Source organism: Streptomyces sp. JHA26, from assembly GCF_002005565.1.
GTDB lineage: Bacteria > Actinomycetota > Actinomycetes > Streptomycetales > Streptomycetaceae > Streptomyces.
Window position 1 is genome coordinate 153,924 of the sequence record NZ_BDJC01000001.1, and the last position, 16,497, is coordinate 170,420.

15 protein-coding genes, 1 other RNA gene and 1 pseudogene are annotated in these 16,497 nt (G+C 74.0%); 13 read left to right on the forward strand and 4 right to left on the reverse strand.

What is annotated here, in order from left to right; genetic code table 11:
- Window positions 1-232: 232 nt before the first annotated feature.
- Window positions 233-1,117 (forward strand): MaoC/PaaZ C-terminal domain-containing protein, encoded by an 885-nt coding sequence (locus JHAT_RS00710; RefSeq protein ID WP_077796015.1) that lies wholly within the window; start codon window positions 233-235, stop codon window positions 1,115-1,117.
- An 84-nt stretch (window positions 1,118-1,201) separates the two neighbouring features.
- Here the strand turns inward: JHAT_RS00710 and JHAT_RS00715 are convergent, their stop codons facing one another.
- Together JHAT_RS00715 and JHAT_RS00720 are read right to left on the reverse strand one after the other, a co-directional pair.
- Window positions 1,202-1,369, reverse strand: coding sequence for a hypothetical protein (locus JHAT_RS00715; protein WP_077796016.1), 168 nt, complete (start codon window positions 1,367-1,369; stop codon window positions 1,202-1,204).
- 97 nt (window positions 1,370-1,466) lie between these two features.
- Window positions 1,467-2,639 (reverse strand): hypothetical protein, encoded by a 1,173-nt coding sequence (locus tag JHAT_RS00720; protein WP_077796017.1) that lies wholly within the window; start codon window positions 2,637-2,639, stop codon window positions 1,467-1,469.
- Between the two features lie 198 nt (window positions 2,640-2,837).
- Between JHAT_RS00720 and JHAT_RS00725 the strand changes: the two genes are divergently transcribed.
- From JHAT_RS00725 to JHAT_RS00735, 3 genes are read left to right on the forward strand one after another with little or no spacing between them, the layout of a single operon-like run.
- Window positions 2,838-3,695: a Nif3-like dinuclear metal center hexameric protein gene (locus JHAT_RS00725; RefSeq protein WP_077796018.1), complete on the forward strand. Its 858-nt coding sequence runs from the start codon at window positions 2,838-2,840 to the stop codon at window positions 3,693-3,695.
- On the forward strand, window positions 3,692-4,435 hold the full coding sequence (locus tag JHAT_RS00730; protein WP_107481788.1) for a zinc ribbon domain-containing protein: 744 nt from the start codon (window positions 3,692-3,694) through the stop codon (window positions 4,433-4,435). The genes JHAT_RS00725 and JHAT_RS00730 overlap by 4 nt, the downstream gene beginning before the upstream one ends.
- 11 nt (window positions 4,436-4,446) lie before the next feature.
- Window positions 4,447-5,736, forward strand: coding sequence for a bifunctional RNase H/acid phosphatase (locus JHAT_RS00735; RefSeq protein WP_077796019.1), 1,290 nt, complete (start codon window positions 4,447-4,449; stop codon window positions 5,734-5,736).
- Here the strand turns inward: JHAT_RS00735 and eda are convergent.
- Together eda and yaaA are read right to left on the reverse strand one after the other, a co-directional pair.
- Window positions 5,711-6,385: a bifunctional 4-hydroxy-2-oxoglutarate aldolase/2-dehydro-3-deoxy-phosphogluconate aldolase gene (gene eda / locus JHAT_RS00740; RefSeq protein ID WP_077796020.1), complete on the reverse strand. Its 675-nt coding sequence runs from the start codon at window positions 6,383-6,385 to the stop codon at window positions 5,711-5,713. The two genes, JHAT_RS00735 and eda, sit on opposite strands and share 26 nt — an antisense overlap.
- Window positions 6,386-6,463: 78 nt before the next feature.
- A complete protein-coding gene (gene yaaA, locus JHAT_RS00745) occupies window positions 6,464-7,246 on the reverse strand; it encodes a peroxide stress protein YaaA (protein ID WP_077796021.1) in 783 nt (260 codons plus the stop codon).
- Between the two features lie 100 nt (window positions 7,247-7,346).
- Between yaaA and JHAT_RS00750 the strand changes: the two genes are divergently transcribed.
- From JHAT_RS00750 to JHAT_RS00795, 9 genes and pseudogenes are all read left to right on the forward strand, one after another.
- Window positions 7,347-7,700 carry a hypothetical protein gene (locus JHAT_RS00750; RefSeq protein WP_077796022.1) on the forward strand — a complete coding sequence of 118 codons (354 nt, stop codon included), beginning with the start codon at window positions 7,347-7,349 and terminating at the stop codon, window positions 7,698-7,700.
- Between the two features lie 116 nt (window positions 7,701-7,816).
- Window positions 7,817-8,392, forward strand: a complete 576-nt coding sequence (locus tag JHAT_RS00755; protein ID WP_253195359.1) for a Uma2 family endonuclease — start codon at window positions 7,817-7,819, stop codon at window positions 8,390-8,392.
- A gap of 25 nt (window positions 8,393-8,417) precedes the next feature.
- Window positions 8,418-9,245: an AraC family transcriptional regulator gene (locus JHAT_RS00760; RefSeq protein ID WP_077796024.1), complete on the forward strand. Its 828-nt coding sequence runs from the start codon at window positions 8,418-8,420 to the stop codon at window positions 9,243-9,245.
- Window positions 9,246-9,267: 22 nt separating this feature from the next.
- Window positions 9,268-10,095, forward strand: a pseudogene (locus JHAT_RS35875) (DMT family transporter); the annotation flags it as partial.
- Between the two features lie 70 nt (window positions 10,096-10,165).
- An RNA gene (gene rnpB, locus JHAT_RS00775) (RNase P RNA component class A) lies at window positions 10,166-10,579 on the forward strand.
- 448 nt (window positions 10,580-11,027) lie between these two features.
- Complete coding sequence (locus JHAT_RS00780) at window positions 11,028-12,446, forward strand: MFS transporter (RefSeq protein WP_077796026.1); 1,419 nt, start codon at window positions 11,028-11,030, stop codon at window positions 12,444-12,446.
- Window positions 12,447-12,479: 33 nt separating this feature from the next.
- Window positions 12,480-13,106: a TetR/AcrR family transcriptional regulator gene (locus JHAT_RS00785; RefSeq protein WP_077796027.1), complete on the forward strand. Its 627-nt coding sequence runs from the start codon at window positions 12,480-12,482 to the stop codon at window positions 13,104-13,106.
- A 379-nt stretch (window positions 13,107-13,485) separates the two neighbouring features.
- Window positions 13,486-14,589, forward strand: coding sequence for a M23 family metallopeptidase (locus tag JHAT_RS00790; protein WP_107481789.1), 1,104 nt, complete (start codon window positions 13,486-13,488; stop codon window positions 14,587-14,589).
- Between the two features lie 227 nt (window positions 14,590-14,816).
- Window positions 14,817-16,373 (forward strand): hypothetical protein, encoded by a 1,557-nt coding sequence (locus tag JHAT_RS00795; protein WP_077796028.1) that lies wholly within the window; start codon window positions 14,817-14,819, stop codon window positions 16,371-16,373.
- The last annotated feature ends 124 nt before the right edge of the window (window positions 16,374-16,497 follow it).

Below are 16,497 nucleotides of genomic sequence, written 5' to 3' on the forward strand. Positions count from 1 at the left end.
GGACCGGGTGCCCGAGGGGCCGAGGGGATCCCGTCCGCGACCGTCCCGGCGGGCGCGTGCGACGTGCCGGGCACCGTGATCGTGCCGTCCGCGTATCGTGTGCGTCCCGCACGGACGAAGCCGCGGAGCCGGCGGGAGCGGGCGACGGATGCGGTTGTCCGCACGTCGGCAGGACGGACGTCACGGGTGACCGCCGTCCACGACCGGACCACCCGACGACGTACGGAGACGCATGCCCATCGACGCAGCCCGGGCGCTCGCCGCCGCACCCCGCGTCCGCGAGATCACCTGGGACCACGGGGACGTCCAGCTGTACCACCTCGGCATCGGTGCCGGCGTCCCCGCCACCGATCCGCGCGAGCTGCGCTACACCCTGGAGTCCCGGCTGCGCGTCCTGCCGAGCTTCGCCACCGTCGCGGGCGGCGGGCCCCCGGGGGTGATCCACGCGCTCTCCGTGCCCGGTGTCGACGTCGACCTCGCCCGCGTCCTGCACGGCGGACAGAGCCTGCGCGTCCACCGGCCCGTCCCGGTGCGGGGCCGGGCCACAGCGGCCTCGCGCGTCGTCGCCGCGTACGACAAGGGCACGGCCGCCGTCCTCGTCCTGCGCACCGAGGCCGCGGACGCCGAGGGCCCGCTGTGGACCGAGGAGGCCGAGGTCTTCGTCCGGGGAGAGGGCGGGTGGGGCGGCGAACGCGGCCCGTCCGGGCGTCCGGCGCCGCCGCCGGACGGGGCCCCCGACCTGATCGTGGAGCGCCCCGTGCGCGAGGACCAGGCCCTGCTGTACCGGCTGTCCGGCGACCTCAACCCCCTGCACGCCGACCCCGCGTTCGCCGCGCGCGCCGGCTTCGACCGGCCCGTCCTGCACGGTCTGTGCACCTACGGCAGCACGCTCAAGACGGTCGTCGACACGCTGCTCGACGGCGACGTGACCCGGGTGCGCGCGTACCGCACGCGCTTCGCCGGGGTCGTGTACCCCGGGCAGACCCTGCGGGTGCGGCTGTGGCGGGCGGGCGACACCGTCGTACGGGCCTCCGTGAGCACCGTCGTGACGGACCCTCGGGAGCGGGGCGGCGACGAAACGGTCGTCCTCGCCGACACCGTCGTGCACCACGACTGAGCGCGGGGTCCGGACCGACGACGACGGCCCCGCCCGTCGCGTGCGACGGGCGGGGCCGTGTCTCTCGTGGTGTCCGACGTGCCGTCAGGCCGCCGGTTCGGTCTCCTCCACCGGCTTGCGGTGGCGGCCGCGCGGCCGGGCCGCGCCGTCGTGGCTGGAGACCGGTCCACGGTGCCGGCCGTGGCCGGTGTCGGTCTCGCGAACGTCGGCACCGGCGGCCTGGATCGGCTGGGTCGTGCTGGCGTCGTTCATCGGAAGGAATTCACCCCGTCAACATGATCTTTCCTACAGCCGGGCGAGTGTAACCGGCACACCACGGCCCGAATCCAGGCGACCACGCCGACCGGGACTAGTTCGTTACAAGCCGTGCCAACGGGGCCTGTTGGAGCGGAACCGGACGCGACGGGACAGGGGCCGGGGCCTCCGTCTCCGCCGCCCCGGCCGGAGCCGGATCCGCCGCGCCGTCCGCCCGTCCGTCCTCGGTGAAGGGCACCGCCAGCCGCGCCACCCCGCACGGCGATTCCCGCGTGGCGTACGGCAGATGCAGCTCGCCGCCCGCCGTCCACACACCGGCCCCCGTCAACCAGCCCTCGGGCGCCGCGAGATGCCGCACCCGCCGCTCGGCGGGCCGCCACACCGCGACCCAGCTGCCCCGCGCGCCGTCCACCCGGAACGCCACCCCGCAGCGCTCCGGCGTGAGCATCTGACCCGGCTGGACCGCGAACGGCGTCACGGCGCAGTCCGGAAGCCGCAGGCACTCCGGGAACCGCACCGGCAGGGTGCTGCCCAGCACGCCCCAGCCCAGCCGGGCGTGCCCCGGCGAGGGCGCGTCCGAGCGGATCAGCACCAGTCCGCTGTCCGGGTCGGCCAGCAGTATCCGGTCGTCGCTGTCCGCGGCGATCTGCAGCAGCGGCGACACCTCGCCGCCGCACCCCAGGTCCACCACGACCGCCTTGGTGCGCCCGCCGGTCTCCCGGTCCACGGCCAGCATCCGTCCCTCGCGGTCCAGCCAGACCCCGCCCGAACAGCGACCCGGGATCTCCGCGAGGTGCTCCGGCCCGAAGGCGCCCCCCACCACCTGCCACAGCGCCGTCGAACGCGGGCCGACGGCCAGGGCGTACGCCCGCTCGCCGCCCGGCACCGGCGGCAGCAGCCGCAGCCCGGTGGTGCCGTCCGGGCACTCGACCGCGCCCAGCGGCTGCTCACCGGTGCCGGGGCCGGTCGGGTACAGCAGGGCGAACAGGTGCCGCCCGGCCGCGACGCGGTGGACCAGGACCCGGCCGTCGGCCATCGGCTGCACCTCGGTGCCGGGCTCCTCCGGCTGGTCGCCGGGCAACGGCACCGCGTACGGCTCCGGACCGTCCAGGGTCCAGCGCTCCGGGTACCAGGAGTCGCCGGCCGGGGCGAGGCGCGCGGCGTAGGCACCCTCCGTGGTGATGGCGCAGGCCGCCCGGGGCGTCCCGTCGTCCCCCGGACCACCGTCCCCGCGATCCGCCGAAGGCTCGGTAGCACAGACCGTCATCGTTCGGTCACCTCCGGCGACGAAGCTAGTTTCGTACGCACGGCCGGGGGAGCGGAGACCGCCCCCATCACACGTACGTGTGGCACAGGAACGATTCGCCTGAGGGAAGGGTGAGGGGTGTGCTGCACGGCGCCGGTGCGGCCCGGGACGGCACGCGGCGGGTACAGCGGCCCAGAAGCTCCAGGTAGCCTTGCGTTCGTGCCCCGTCTGTCAGAAGTCATCGCCGCGCTGGAGAACCTGTGGCCCGCCGAGCGGGCCGAGTCCTGGGACGCCGTCGGCACCGTCGTGGGCGACCCCGACCAGGAGGTCTCCCGGGTCCTGTTCGCCGTCGACCCCGTCCAGGAGATCGTCGACGAGGCGGTGGAGCTGGGCGCCGGCCTGCTCGTCACCCACCACCCGCTGTACCTGCGCGGGACGACGACGGTCGCGGCCTCCACCTTCAAGGGCCGCGTGGTGCACACGCTCATCAAGAACGACGTCGCGCTGCACGTCGCCCACACCAACGCCGACACCGCCGACCCGGGCGTCTCCGACGCACTGGCCGGCGCGCTCGACCTGCGCGTCGTACGCCCCCTGGTGCCGGACCCGACCGACCCCGAGGGCCGCCGGGGCCTGGGCCGCGTCTGCGAACTGGAGCACCCGCTCACCGTCCGCGAACTCGCCGCCCGCGCCGCCGAACGACTGCCCGCCACCGCGCAGGGCATCCGCGTCGCCGGCGACCCCGAGGCCGTGGTCCGCACGGTCGCCGTCAGCGGCGGTTCCGGCGACAGCCTCTTCGACCACGTACGGGCGGCCGGCGTCGACGCCTTCCTCACCGCGGACCTGCGTCACCACCCGGCCTCGGAGGCCCGCGCCCACAGTCCTCTCGCGCTGCTCGACGCGGCACACTGGGCCACCGAATGGCCCTGGTGCGAGCTGGCCGCAGCCCAGCTCGACGAGATCTCCGACCGCAACGGATGGGACCTCAGGGTCCACGTCTCCAGGACGGTCACCGACCCCTGGACCGCCCACGCGGCGTCCACCACCACAGCCGACACCATGGGAGCCCCCAACTGAACGCCGCGCCCGCCGACCAGATCCGACTCCTCGACGTCCAGGGCCTCGACGTCCGCCTCCAGCAGCTCGCGCACAAGAAGCGGTCGCTGCCCGAGCACGCCGAGATCGAGTCGCTGACCAAGGACCTCACCCAGCTGCGCGACCTGCTCGTCGCCGCGCAGACCGAGGAGAGCGACTGCGCACGCGAGCAGACCAAGGCCGAGCAGGACGTGGACCAGGTGCGCCAGCGCGCCGCCCGCGACCAGCAGCGCCTGGACTCCGGTGCCGTCACCTCCCCGAAGGACCTGGAGAACCTCCAGCGCGAGATCGCCTCCCTCGCCAAGCGGCAGGGCGACCTCGAGGACGTCGTCCTGGAGGTGATGGAGCGCCGCGAGTCCGCGCAGGAGCGCGTCGGCGAGCTGACCGAGCGGGTCGCCTCCGTCCAGGCGAAGATCGACGACGCCGCCGGGCGCCGGGACGCGGCCGTCGAGCAGCTCGACGGCGAGGCGGCCTCGGTGACCAAGGAGCGCGAGGTCGTCGCGGCCACGATCCCCGCGGACCTGCTGAAGCTCTACGACAAGCTGCGCGAGCAGCAGGGCGGCGTCGGCGCGGCCAAGCTGTACCAGCGCAGCTGCCAGGGGTGCCGCCAGGAACTGGCCATCACCGAGCTGAGCGAGATCCGCTCGGCGGCGCCCGACACGGTCGTACGCTGCGAGAACTGCCGCCGCATCCTCGTGCGCACGGCCGACTCCGGACTGTAGGGGGCCGGTCGGTGGCGGGCGCGGGGGCGGACCCGGCGGCGGGTCCGGCGCGGGAGTTCGTGGTGGAGGCCGACGGCGGGTCGCGGGGCAACCCGGGACCCGCGGGCTACGGCGCGGTGGTGAGCGACGCGGTGACGGGGGAGACCCTGGCCGAGGCCGCCGAGTACCTCGGCGTCGCCACGAACAACGTCGCCGAGTACCGGGGCCTGCTGGCCGGCCTGCGCGCCGCGCACGCGCTGGACCCGTCGGCGTCCGTCCACGTGCGGATGGACTCCAAGCTGGTCGTCGAGCAGATGTCGGGCCGCTGGAAGATCAAGCACCCCGACATGAAGCCGCTCGCGGCCGAGGCGGCGCGCGTCTTCCCGCCGGGCCGGGTGACCTACGAGTGGATCCCCCGGGCGAGCAACAAGCACGCCGACCGCCTGGCCAACGAGGCGATGGACGCGGGGGCCCGCGGCGAGCAGTGGTCGCCGTCGACGTCGACGGCGGACCTGGACACGAGGGGCGCCGACGGAGCCCGCGCCGTCCGGGGCGGTCGTGCCGAGGACGAGCCGGGCGTCCGCTCCTCCGGCACCACCGCCGATGCCGGCACCACCGCCGATGCCGACGCCTCGGCCGACGGCGACGTACGGGCCGCCCGGACCGTGGCCTCGCCCGGCTGGGGCCCGCCCGACCTGGACGCCCCCGCCACCTTCGTGCTGCTCCGGCACGGGGAGACGCCCCTGACGCCGCAGAAGCGGTTCTCCGGGAGCGGCGGCAGCGACCCGTCGCTGTCCGACGTCGGCCGCGAGCAGGCCGCCAGGGTCGCCGAGGGCCTCGCCCGGCGCGGCACGATCCAGGCGATCGTCGCCTCGCCGCTGGCCCGCACCCGCGAGACCGCCGCCGTCGTCGCCGCCCGCCTCGGCCTGGAGGTGACGGTCGACGAGGGCCTGCGCGAGACCGACTTCGGTGCCTGGGAGGGGCTCACCTTCGCCGAGGTCCGCGAGCGCTACCCGGACGACCTGAACGCCTGGCTGGCCTCCCCGGACGCCGCGCCGACCGGCGGCGGCGAGAGCTTCGCGCAGACCGGCGCCCGCATCGCCGCCACCCGCGACAGGCTGGTCGCCGCCCACGCGGGCCGCACCGTCCTGCTGGTCTCGCACGTGACGCCGATCAAGACGTTCGTCCAGCTCGCCCTCGGTGCCCCGCCCGAGTCGCTGTTCCGCATGGAACTGTCGGCGGCCTCGCTGTCGGCCGTGGCGTACTACGCCGACGGCGGCGCCAGCGTCCGCCTGTTCAACGACACGTCCCACCTGCGCTGAGCCCCGCCGCCGCGCGGGCCAGCGCCTCGACCCGCGCCCAGTCGCGCCCGGCGACGGCGTCCTTCGGCAGCATCCAGCTCCCCCCGACGCAGCCGACGTTGGGCAGCGCGAGGTACTCCGGCGCGGAGTCCGGTCCGATGCCGCCGGTCGGGCAGAAACGGGCCTGCGGCAGCGGGGCGGCGAGCGCCTTGAGATAGGCGGTGCCGCCCGCGGCCTCGGCGGGGAAGAACTTCATCTCCCGCACCCCGCGCTCCAGCAGCGCCACCACCTCCGACGTGGTCGACACCCCCGGCAGGAACGGCACCCCGGACGCCCGCATCGCCTCCAGCAGCGCGTCCGTCCACCCCGGGCTCACCAGGAACCGCGCCCCGGCCGCCACCACCTCGCCGACCTGCTCCGGCGTGATCACCGTGCCCGCGCCGACCACCGCGCCCGGCACCTCGCCGGCGATGGCCCGGATCGCCTCCACGGCGACCGGCGTCCGCAGCGTGACCTCGATCGCGGGCAGCCCGCCGGCGACGAGCGCACGGGCGAGCGGTACGGCGTCCGCGAGGTCGTCGACGACCACGACGGGGACGACGGGCGCGAGGTCCAGTACCGATGGGGGCGGGGAGGAGGGCAGCGGTGAGGAGGGCAACGGTGAGGTCATGACCTCATCGTGCCCTCGGATGCGCATCCTCTGCAATTGTCGTTGCACATGGTGCAATACGTGTCCGGGTGGGCCGGCTCAGTGGACCTCCTCCACCAGCACATCCAGCGACCACGGCTTCCCCGCCTTCGCCGGTGCCTCGGCCTCCACCACGTACCCCAGGTCGCGCAGCGCCTCCACCAGCTCCGCGGGCCCCTCGGGCGCGCTCCCGGACGACAGCAGGCTGCGCACGATCCGCCCCTTCGTCGCCTTGTTGAAGTGGCTGACGACCTTCCGGGTCGGCGCGTGCAGCACCCGCACCGAGGCGGTCCGCCCGGCCACCTCACCCTTCGGCCTCCACGCCGCCGCGTACGCCGCCGACCGCAGGTCCAGCACCAGCCCGTCACCGGCGGCCCCGGGCAGCACCTCGGCCATCGACGCCCGCCAGAAGGCGCCCAGCGCCCCGAGCCCGGGCAGCTTCACGCCCATCGAGCAGCGGTAGGAGGGGATCCGGTCGGTCACCCGCACGGCACCCCACAGTCCGGAGAACACCAGCAGCGACCGGGCCGCCCGTTCCCCGGCGGCCGGGTCGAGGGAGGCTAGGTCCAGGGCGTCGTAGAGCACACCGGTATAGACCTCCCCGGCGGGCCGCGCCCCGGCCGTCCGCAACTCCGCGTTCTTGGCCACCTCGCCGCGCAGCCCCTCGCTCAGCCCGAGCACCTCGCGCGCCTTCTCCTCGTCGGCGGCGCACAGCTCGACCAGCTCGGCGAGCACGGCCTCCCGAGCAGGCGTCAGCCCCGGAAGGGACAGCGTCTCGGGCTTCAGCGGGGCACCCGGGCCGGACGCGGCCTTCCCCTCGGACGGCGGCAGCAGGACAAGCACACGGACTCCTTCATTCCGAACTCCTGGTCAGGGTACGGGGTGCGTCCGGCGGTCCCGGTGGCCCATACTCACCCGGGACGATCACGGGGAGGGGCCTCTCATGCGACACAAGGGCAGGGCGCGGGCCGTCGCGGCAGCGATGACGGCCGTGGTCGTCGTCGGCCCGACGAGCGGCTGCTCGTCCCACGACACGGCGCAGGACGACGAGACGCGGGAGCACTACTGCTCCGCGCTGGGGACCTGGCAGCGGACGAAGGCCCGCTCCGAGAACGCCGACGTCGCCGGGTACGCGGCCCTCGCCGCCGCACGACGGCTCGACCGAGAGGGCCTCGACCGCTCCGGCAGCCACGTCCTCCAGGACACCGCCCTGGCCGTCGACACCGCCGACACCGCCGCCGAGGGCCGCGTGGCGTCCTACTGCACCGACGCCGGCTTCGAGACGTACGTCCGCTGAGCCGCGCCCCCGGGGACGGTGATCCTGTGCCACGATCGAGAGAACGGTTCCCGATCTCTCGGACAGGTGATCAGCCCATGTCCCAGTCTGGCGAGCGACCGAAGGAGGGGCGTGACATGACTGCCATGGCACACGAACCGATCACGCAGGACCTCTTGCTGGAGTGGTTTCTCGACCTGGACGCCCCGGAGGGCTTCCGGGCGGAACTGATCGAAGGGGAGATCGTCGTGACACCGCCGCCGGACGGGGACCACGAGCACTGCATCAGCAGGATCGTGACGCAGGTGATCAGGCGCTCCCGTGTCGACATGGACTTCTCCGGCAACAAGGGCCTCAAGCTGAAGAACGCCGACGGCCTCCTCGCGGACCATGTGATCCCCGACGGCACCTTCGCGCCCGAGAGGTCCAGGCTCTATCGCGGAGCCGAGCCCTGGATGCCGTGCGACGGCGTCTCGCTGGTGCTGGAAGTGACCTCCGGCAAGCCCCTGGCCGACCGTGAGGTCAAACGCCATGCGTACGCGCGCGGCGGTATCCCGCTCTACCTGCTCGTCGACCGTCAGGAGTCGTCGGTCACGTTGTTCGGCGATCCGGGCCACGACGACTACCGGCAGCACTGCACCGTCGCCTTCGGCAAGTCGCTGACCCTGCCCGCCCCCTTCTCCTTCGACCTGGACACCGCTGACTTCCTCTGATCTCGTGGGCGAGGGGTGAGGAGCGGTGGACGCACGCGAACAGGCACGGTGGACCAGGGCCCGGCTGGGCACGGACGGACCGCCCCTCGACCTCCTCACCGCCCGTTTCGACCGCCACGTCTACGCCCCGCACGCCCACGACGAGTTCACGGTCGGCGTCACCGTCGGCGGCCTGGAGGTCATCGCCTACCGGGGCGGACACATCCACTCGGGACCGGGATCCCTCGTCGTCCTGGAACCCGGCGAGATGCACACCGGCGGCCCGGCCGCCCCCGAGGGCTACTCGTACCGCGCCCTGTACGCGGCGCCGGCCCTCCTCACCGACGGCACGCGCGGCGACGCCCTCCCGCACTTCCGCGAGCCCGTCCTCCAGGACCCCGAACTCGCCCGCGCCCTGCGCGCCGCCCACACTGACCTCGCCCGCTGCCCCGACCCCCTGGAGGCCGAGTCCCGCATCCCGTGGCTGCTCACGGCCCTGGCCCGCCGCCACTCCACGGCCCGCGCCGCCTGCGACACGGTCCCGGGAGCCGACCGCGTCGCCCGCGTCGTACGCGACCGCCTCGCCGACGAACTCCTCGCCCCGCCCTCCCTGGCGGCACTCGCCACCGACCTGGGCCTGTCCCGGTACCAACTCCTGCGCGCCTTCCGCACGACGATGGGGATACCGCCGTACGCCTGGCTCGCCCAGCACCGGGTGGCCAGGGCGCGCGGACTCCTAGACGCGGGGCTGCGGCCCGCCGAGGCGGCGGCCCTGGTGGGCTTCGCCGACCAGGCGCACCTGACGCGCTGGTTCCGCCGCGTCCTCGGCGTGACCCCGGCGGCGTACCGCAACAGCGTTCAAGACGGCGGGTGAGGGCGGCCCGCAGACTGCCGCCATGACTGCACGCGGCTGGGCCCTGTTCTCCCTGATGGGAGTGGTCTGGGGCATCCCCTATCTGATGATCAAGGTGGCGGTGGAGGACCTCTCCCCGTCCGTGGTCGTGTTCACCCGGTGCGCGCTCGGCGCCGCCCTCCTGCTCCCCTTCGCCCTCCGCCAGGGAGGCCTCGCCCGGACGGTCCGGGCGCACTGGGCACCGATGCTGGCCTTCGCCGTCATCGAGATCATCGGCCCCTGGTGGACCCTCACCGACGCCGAACGCCACCTCTCCAGCTCCACCGCCGGCCTGCTCATCACGGGCGTCCCCATCGTCGCCGTCCTCCTGGCCCGCTTCTTCGGCGCCGAGGAACGGGTCGGCGCCCGCCGGATCACCGGACTCGGCGTCGGCCTCGGGGGCGTCGCCGTCCTCACCGTGCCGCACCTCACCGGCGGCGACGCCCGCTCGCTCGCCGAGGTGCTGGTGACGGTCGTCGGCTACGCCACCGCGCCCCTCGTAGCCGCCCGCCACCTCAAGGACGTCCCCACCCTCCAGCTCATCACCCCCTGCCTCACCCTGGCCGCCGTCGTCTACGCCCCCGCCGCCTTCCTGACCCGGCCCGCCGCCCTCCCCCCGGGCGAGGTCCTGGCGGCCCTGGCCGGCCTCGGCGTCGTCTGCACCGCGGTCGCCTTCGTGGCCTTCCTGGAGCTGATCAGGGAGGTCGGACCGACCCGGGCCGGCGTCATCACCTACGTCAACCCGGCGGTCGCCGTCGCCGCGGGCGCCCTCTTCCTGGACGAGGACCTGACCCTCGGCATCGGCGTCGCCTTCACCCTGATCCTGGCCGGCTCGGTCCTCGCGACGGCCGCCGCCGGTCCGCGGCCGGGGGCCCGCCGGGTACCATGGTCGGCACGGCAGACGAGCCGGGCGGGCGGCCGCGTGGAGTCCCTTGCGGGACTTCCCGAGGAACGTCCGGGCTCCACAGGGCAGGGTGATGGCTAACGGCCACCCGGGGTGACCCGCGGGACAGTGCCACAGAAAGCAGACCGCCGGAGGCTTCGGCCCCCGGTAAGGGTGAAACGGTGGTGTAAGAGACCACCAGTGCCCAGGGCGACCTGGGCAGCTAGGTAAACCCCACCCGGAGCAAGGTCAAGAGGAGACGCCTCCTCGCACGAGGGGGCGGCTCTGCGCGGACGTTCGAGGGCTGCCCGCCCGAGTCCGCGGGTAGACCGCTGGAGGCCGGTGGCAACGCCGGTCCTAGATGGATGGCCGTCGCCGGCGGGCCCGCGAGGACCCGCCGGAACAGAACCCGGCGTACAGCCCGACTCGTCTGCCACACCCCTCCGGCCCAGGCCGGAGGGGGTGCCCAGGCTGCCCTTCGGCTCCGGGGTCGCATCGGGTGGGCAGACCGTTTCCCGGGGCAACCCACCCTCGCGCCACGACGGTTCGCCCCGTCGCGCCGAAGGGCCTTGCCCGTGCGGTGCGGTCGGGGTCGAGTCCCGCATCGGCGTCATGCGGCCGCGCGCCACCTGTTGTTGAAACGGCCGCGCGACGGCGGCCCGCACGTCCGCCACGTCCTGGGCGAGAACCCCATGAGTTCCTGATCAATAAGGCTCTTGGGGCCGAGGCGATTCCACGGAGGGTGCCGAGCCCTGCCCGGCACCCCGCTCGACGACCCGAGAAGACCTGCGGCGGAACATCAACTCGAACATGACTGTTCAGGTTAGGCGGTGATGCGCTACGTTAACTCATACAGCCTGTATGAATTAGGAGGCCTGTTGATGGCCCACGCCGCCCACACCACCGCCGAGACGCATCCCGGGCCAACGGCTCACCCGCGGCGCTGGATGCTGCTCACGCTTCTCTGTCTCGCTCAGTTCATGCTGATCGTGGACGTGACGGTGATCAACGTCGCGCTCCCCGGCATCGGCGCCGATCTCCACCTCAGCCGTGAGACCCTGACCTGGGCGGTCACCGCCTACACGCTCTGCTTCGGCAGCCTCATGCTGCTGGGCGGCCGTCTGGCCGACGCCTTCGGCGCCCGGCGCCTGCTGCTGACCGGTCTGGCGCTGTTCACCCTCGCCTCACTCGTGACCGGCCTGGCGGAGAACGCCACCGTCCTGATCGGTGGACGGCTCTCGCAGGGCGTCGGCGCGGCCCTGATCTCCCCGGCCGCGCTCGCCACGCTCACCCGCACCTTCCACGGTTCCGAGCGCAACAAGGCGTTGGGCATCTGGGCCATGCTCGGCGGCATCGGCTTCGCGGTCGGTGCGATCCTCGGCGGCCTGCTCACCGCCGGCCCGGGCTGGAGCTGGGTCTTCTTCATCAACGTCCCGGTCGGCCTGGGCGTCTTCCTCCTGCTCCCCCGGCTCCTGCCCGCGTCCGCGCCGCACGGCGACCGCCGCGTCGACCTGCCGGGCGCCGTCCTGGTGACCGCTGCGACCGGATCGCTCATCTACGGCCTGATCAAGGCGGGCGACGCGGGCTGGGGTTCGGCCGACACACTGGTGCCGCTGTTCGGTTCCGTCGTCCTCTACGCCGTCTTCCCCCTCGTCGAGCGGAGGGCCTCCGCCCCGCTGATGGACCTCCGCGTCCTCGCCAAGCGTCCGGTCGCCGCCGGCTCGTTCCTGATGCTCATCGCCACCGGTCTGCTGCTCGGCTTCGTCTTCCTCGGGTCCCTCTACCTCCAGGACGTGCGCGACCTCTCCGCCCTGTCCGCCGGAGCCCTGCTGCTGCCCGTCGCCGTCGCGACCGCGATCGGCGCCCACCTCGCGGCGCACCTCGTCGCCCACGCGGGAGCGCGTCCCGTCGCCGCCGGCGGACTGCTCGTCTCGGGCGGCGGAGGGCTGGTGCTCGCCCTGGTCGACGGCACCGCCGGCACGGTCGCCGGCCTGGCCGTCGGCGCGATCGGCATCATCACCGTCTTCGTCTCCGCGACCACCACCGCGCTGGGCTTCATCTCCCACCACGAGGCCGGCGTCGCCTCCGGAGTCGTCAACACGTTCCACGAAGTCGGCGGAGCCGTGGGCGCCGCGATCGTCTCGACCGTCGCCGCCACCGGCATCGCCGAGCATTCCGCAACCGGCTTCCACGCCGCCTACACCGTCCTGGCCGTCGTGGCGGCGGTGGCAGCGGTCGTCGCGCTGGTGGTGGTCCCCCGAGGCAAGGCCGAAGTCCCCGAGGGCGTCCACGTCCACTGAAAGGAACGACTCACGGTCTCTAGACTTCCTCCCATGGACTCCGGACACCACAACGGCGCCGCGAAGGCCCGAGGGGGCAGATCCGCCCACCCCCGCCGGGCCGACGCGGAGCGCAACATCGCCGCGATCCTCGCCGCCGCCACCACGTGCTTCGCCAAGAACCCCCACGCGAGCATGACCGAGATCGCGGCGACGGCCGGAGTGGGCCGGGTCACCCTCTACGGCCACTTCTCCTCACGCGAGGCGCTCCTCAGTGAATTGATGGAGCGCGCCCTGGGCGAGGTCGCCGCGGTTCTCGCCGCCACCGACCTCGACCAGGGGCCGGCCGACGAGGCCCTCCGGTCCCTCATCCGTTCCTCCTGGCAACTGCTCGACCGCAACCTGCGCATGCTGCACGCCGCCCGCCGTGCCCTGCCCGCGGAAGCCGTCCACGATCACCACGTCGAGATCCTGTCGGCGATGGAACGGCTCATCACCCGAGGGCGGCAGGAAGGAGTGTTCCGGGACGACCTCCCCTCCCACTGGCTGGTCGGCACCGTCTACGCCCTGGTCCAGGCGGCCGGAGACCAGGTCGAAGCCGGCCGGTTCACCTCCGAGGAGGCCCTCGGTGCTCTCGAGGCGACCCTCGCCTCGGCCCTCCGCGGCGGAACCGCCCGGTGAATACGGGCCGGCCGGTCACCCGGCCGGCCGGGTGAGAGGACCGCCGGGCACCGGCGGTGCCCCATCGGGCAGTTCACCCTGTCCCCGGGTCCGGTGACTCCCCGTCACGGGCGCGCTAGCGTCCGAGCGTGAGCCGATACACCCCGCCGACACCGCGCCACGCCGCGGTGCCTTCACGGAGCCGGCCCGGCACGTGAGCAAGGACAGGGAAGGCACGGCGTACCCCCGGGCGGTGGGGACGGCCGGGCACGACGACGGCCTCCGGCCGGACCCCGCGGCACCGCCCCCCGATCCGGCGGAACACCGCCCGGCCCGGCCCGGACCGCAGCCGCCCGTCACGCAGCCGCCCGTCACGGAGCCGCCCGTCACGGAGCCGGTCATCCCCTCACCGGCCGGGAACCCGTCGGCCGCCGGCACGACCGGTACGGCCGGCGCCCGCACCTCCCCGCGCCGTCGCCGCGGACCCGGTCCCCTCGTCCTGATCGTGCTGCCCGGCCTGGTGACGCTCACCGGGGTCCTCGCCCTCGCCGCCCGGTACGGCCTCCCCGGCACGGACCTGGCACAGGACCCGGACCCGGGCCGGTCGTCCGTCGGCAACGTGGACGGCTCCTACGTCCCCTGGCTGCGCCGGGCGACCGCGGACTGCCCGGGCGTCACCCCCGCCCTCCTCGCCGCCCACATCGACCAGCTCTCCGGATGGCAGGGCGACACCGCGAGCCTCACCGAGCGGGGCATCGCCCGGTTCACGGACGCCGACTGGAAGACCTGGGGCCGCGACGAGGACGGCAACGGCACCTCCTCGCCGCGCGACGCGGTGGACGCGATCATGGCGCTGGGGCGCAAGGACTGCTCCCTGGCGAAGGAGGTGACCGCCCTGCGTACCGAGGGCATCGTCAACGGTGACCTTGCCGACCTCACGCTCGCCGCCTACCGGAGCGGGACGGACCAGGTCGAGAAGGCGGGCAAGGTCCCCGCCCCGGCCCGCGCGTTCGTCGCCGAGGTCAAGAAGCGGCTGCCGCAGTACGACGCCCTGGTCCGGCAGAACCCCGAGCAGGAGAGCGGCCGGGCCCCCGGCGCGCTGCTGGTGCCGCCCGTCACCGTGCTCACCGTCACCTCGCCGTTCGGTTCGCGCTCCCACCCGCTGACCGGGGTCACCAAGCTCCACACGGGCGTCGACTTCGGTGCGCCGCAGGGGGCCCAGGTGTCCGCGGCGCGGGAGGGGCGGGTCGAGTTCGCGGGCACGACCCCGGCCTACGGCAACCGCGTGGTGATCGACCACGGCACGATCAACGGCAAGCGGCTGCAGACCACCTACAGCCATCTGGCCGTCCTCCAGGTGTCCGCCGGCCAGAACGTGTCCGCCGGCCAGTCCGTCGGGCTGGTCGGCTCCACCGGCCTGTCCACCGGCCCGCACCTCCACTTCGAGGTGCTTTACGACGGCCAGTACACGGACCCGGTCGCCTGGCTCGACAGCGGCGGCTGAACTCCGTCCCCGTCCTCGAGGGGTTTCCTGGGCGGGGCAGGGGGTTCCCAGGTCTGCGACGTGGTGTGCCGCGCAGGGTTGTCGATCAGCCACCAGTTCCGGCAGGGTGCTCGGCGGCCGGCTGCGCGAACGGTGACAGGGGGGAGCCCGGGTGACGTCCGGCACCCGACGTTCCGTAGTCTCCTGGCTGTTTCGCGCAGCACCCGGTGCAGGAGGAGGCGGACCGCATGGCCCCCACGCGATACGACCAGCGGGTCCGGGTGTTCGTCCAGGTCCGCGGCGGTGAGCACGACTGGCGGGAGGCGGAGGCCCGCTTCGAGGCGCACGGCTGGCCGGTGCGCGACGCGCACCCCGCGGGCCAGGGGCCGCTGGGCGCGGCGCTGGAACCCGACCCCGGATCCCGTGTGTACGAGATAGAGGTCCGCCTCTTCGGCGCGGCCAAGGGCAGTGACCGGGGCGCGGCCGACCGGGTCCGCAAGGTGCTGCGCGGCGCCCGCCTCGAAGGCTACGTCCGCCGGGCCGAACCGCTCGAGCGGGACCGGGAGCTGTTCCCTCACTGGAGGGTCGTCAGCACCGCCCACCGGCGTCCGGGCAGGCAGCCGGCCTGGCGGAGGCACCTCACCCGCGCCGTCACCCGGCTCGGCGGACACGACACCGGCGCGTTCGTCGCCAGCGGCCCGCGCCAGGCCCTGCGGCTGGCCCGCGCGGACGCCCCCGCCGGAGCCCCCCGCCCCGCCGTGGCCGTCAGGCCGCTGGACGGGCGGCGGCGTGAACCCGCTCCTTACCGGCGGGAGGAGCGGCTGGAGCGCTCGGTGTACACGCTGATCCTGCGGGCCCTGCTGGCGGCGGGCGCCCTCACACTGGCCTCGGCGGCGGTCCCCGGTGCCCCGCGGTGGATCCTGGGGGCCGTGGCGCTCTTCGCGGCGTGCGGAGCCCTCTGGTCCGGCTGGGACATGAGCGGGGAGGGCAAGCGGTACGAGGGCGTCGCCGTCGCCGTGCTCTGCCTGCTGGTTCTCGCCGCTTCCGGGACGGGCCTCCTCGGCGGCGACGACACGGCGTGGACCGCACGCCGCATCCTCACGACCGCGGTGGTGGCCGTCGTCCTCGCGGGGCTGTGGCTCCTGGTGCGGCAGTGGACGTGGGGCGAGTGGGTCGCCTGGGCGGTTCCGCTGGCGGTGACCCTGACCGTCTCCGCGTTCGTGGCGGCGGGATCCGTCCTGCACGCCCTGTACGCCGACGGTCTCTCCTTCGGCCCGGAGGATCTCGACGTGCCCCCGGTCTGGCAGTTCGCGGCCGCGGTGAAGCTGCTGGTGATGCTGAGCCTCGTCATGGTCGTCCCGGCCTGGTGGGGGTTCGCCAAGCACCGGCACCACCGGTACGCCGTCCCGGGGGACGGCACGAACGTCATCCTGAACGTGTGCCTCTTCGTGGCGATGCTCGCGGGCGCGGGGCTGCAGGCGTTGCACTCCGCCGGGACGGCCGTGGACCGGACGGTCGCGGCGGCCGCGCGCGGCGAGGACCCGCCGTCGTACTTCGGCGTCGAGCCGGAGTGGACCTGCGTACGGCTCGTCGTGCCGGCCGGTGAACTGGCCGGGGAAGGACCGCCGTTGAAGCCGACCAGGCCCTACCTCTCCTTCGGCGTCGCGGGAGAGACGGCGGTCCTGTGGGACCCGGTCACCCGCGAACCGGTGAAGCTGCCGGCGAACCAGGTGTGGCTGGGGCCGGCGGAGTCGGGGAAGGTCACGTGCCCGGAGCGGCCACCCGGAGCATCGAAACATTCGTAAAGACCTCCCCACGTTTCTGATCTACAGGGTGACCCGACCTGTCAGGAAACGCTTCATCGCTGGTGAGTGCATATCTGAGCAGCCGGTATCCGCTGACTCTTCGATCCTTCGACGCTCGAACCTT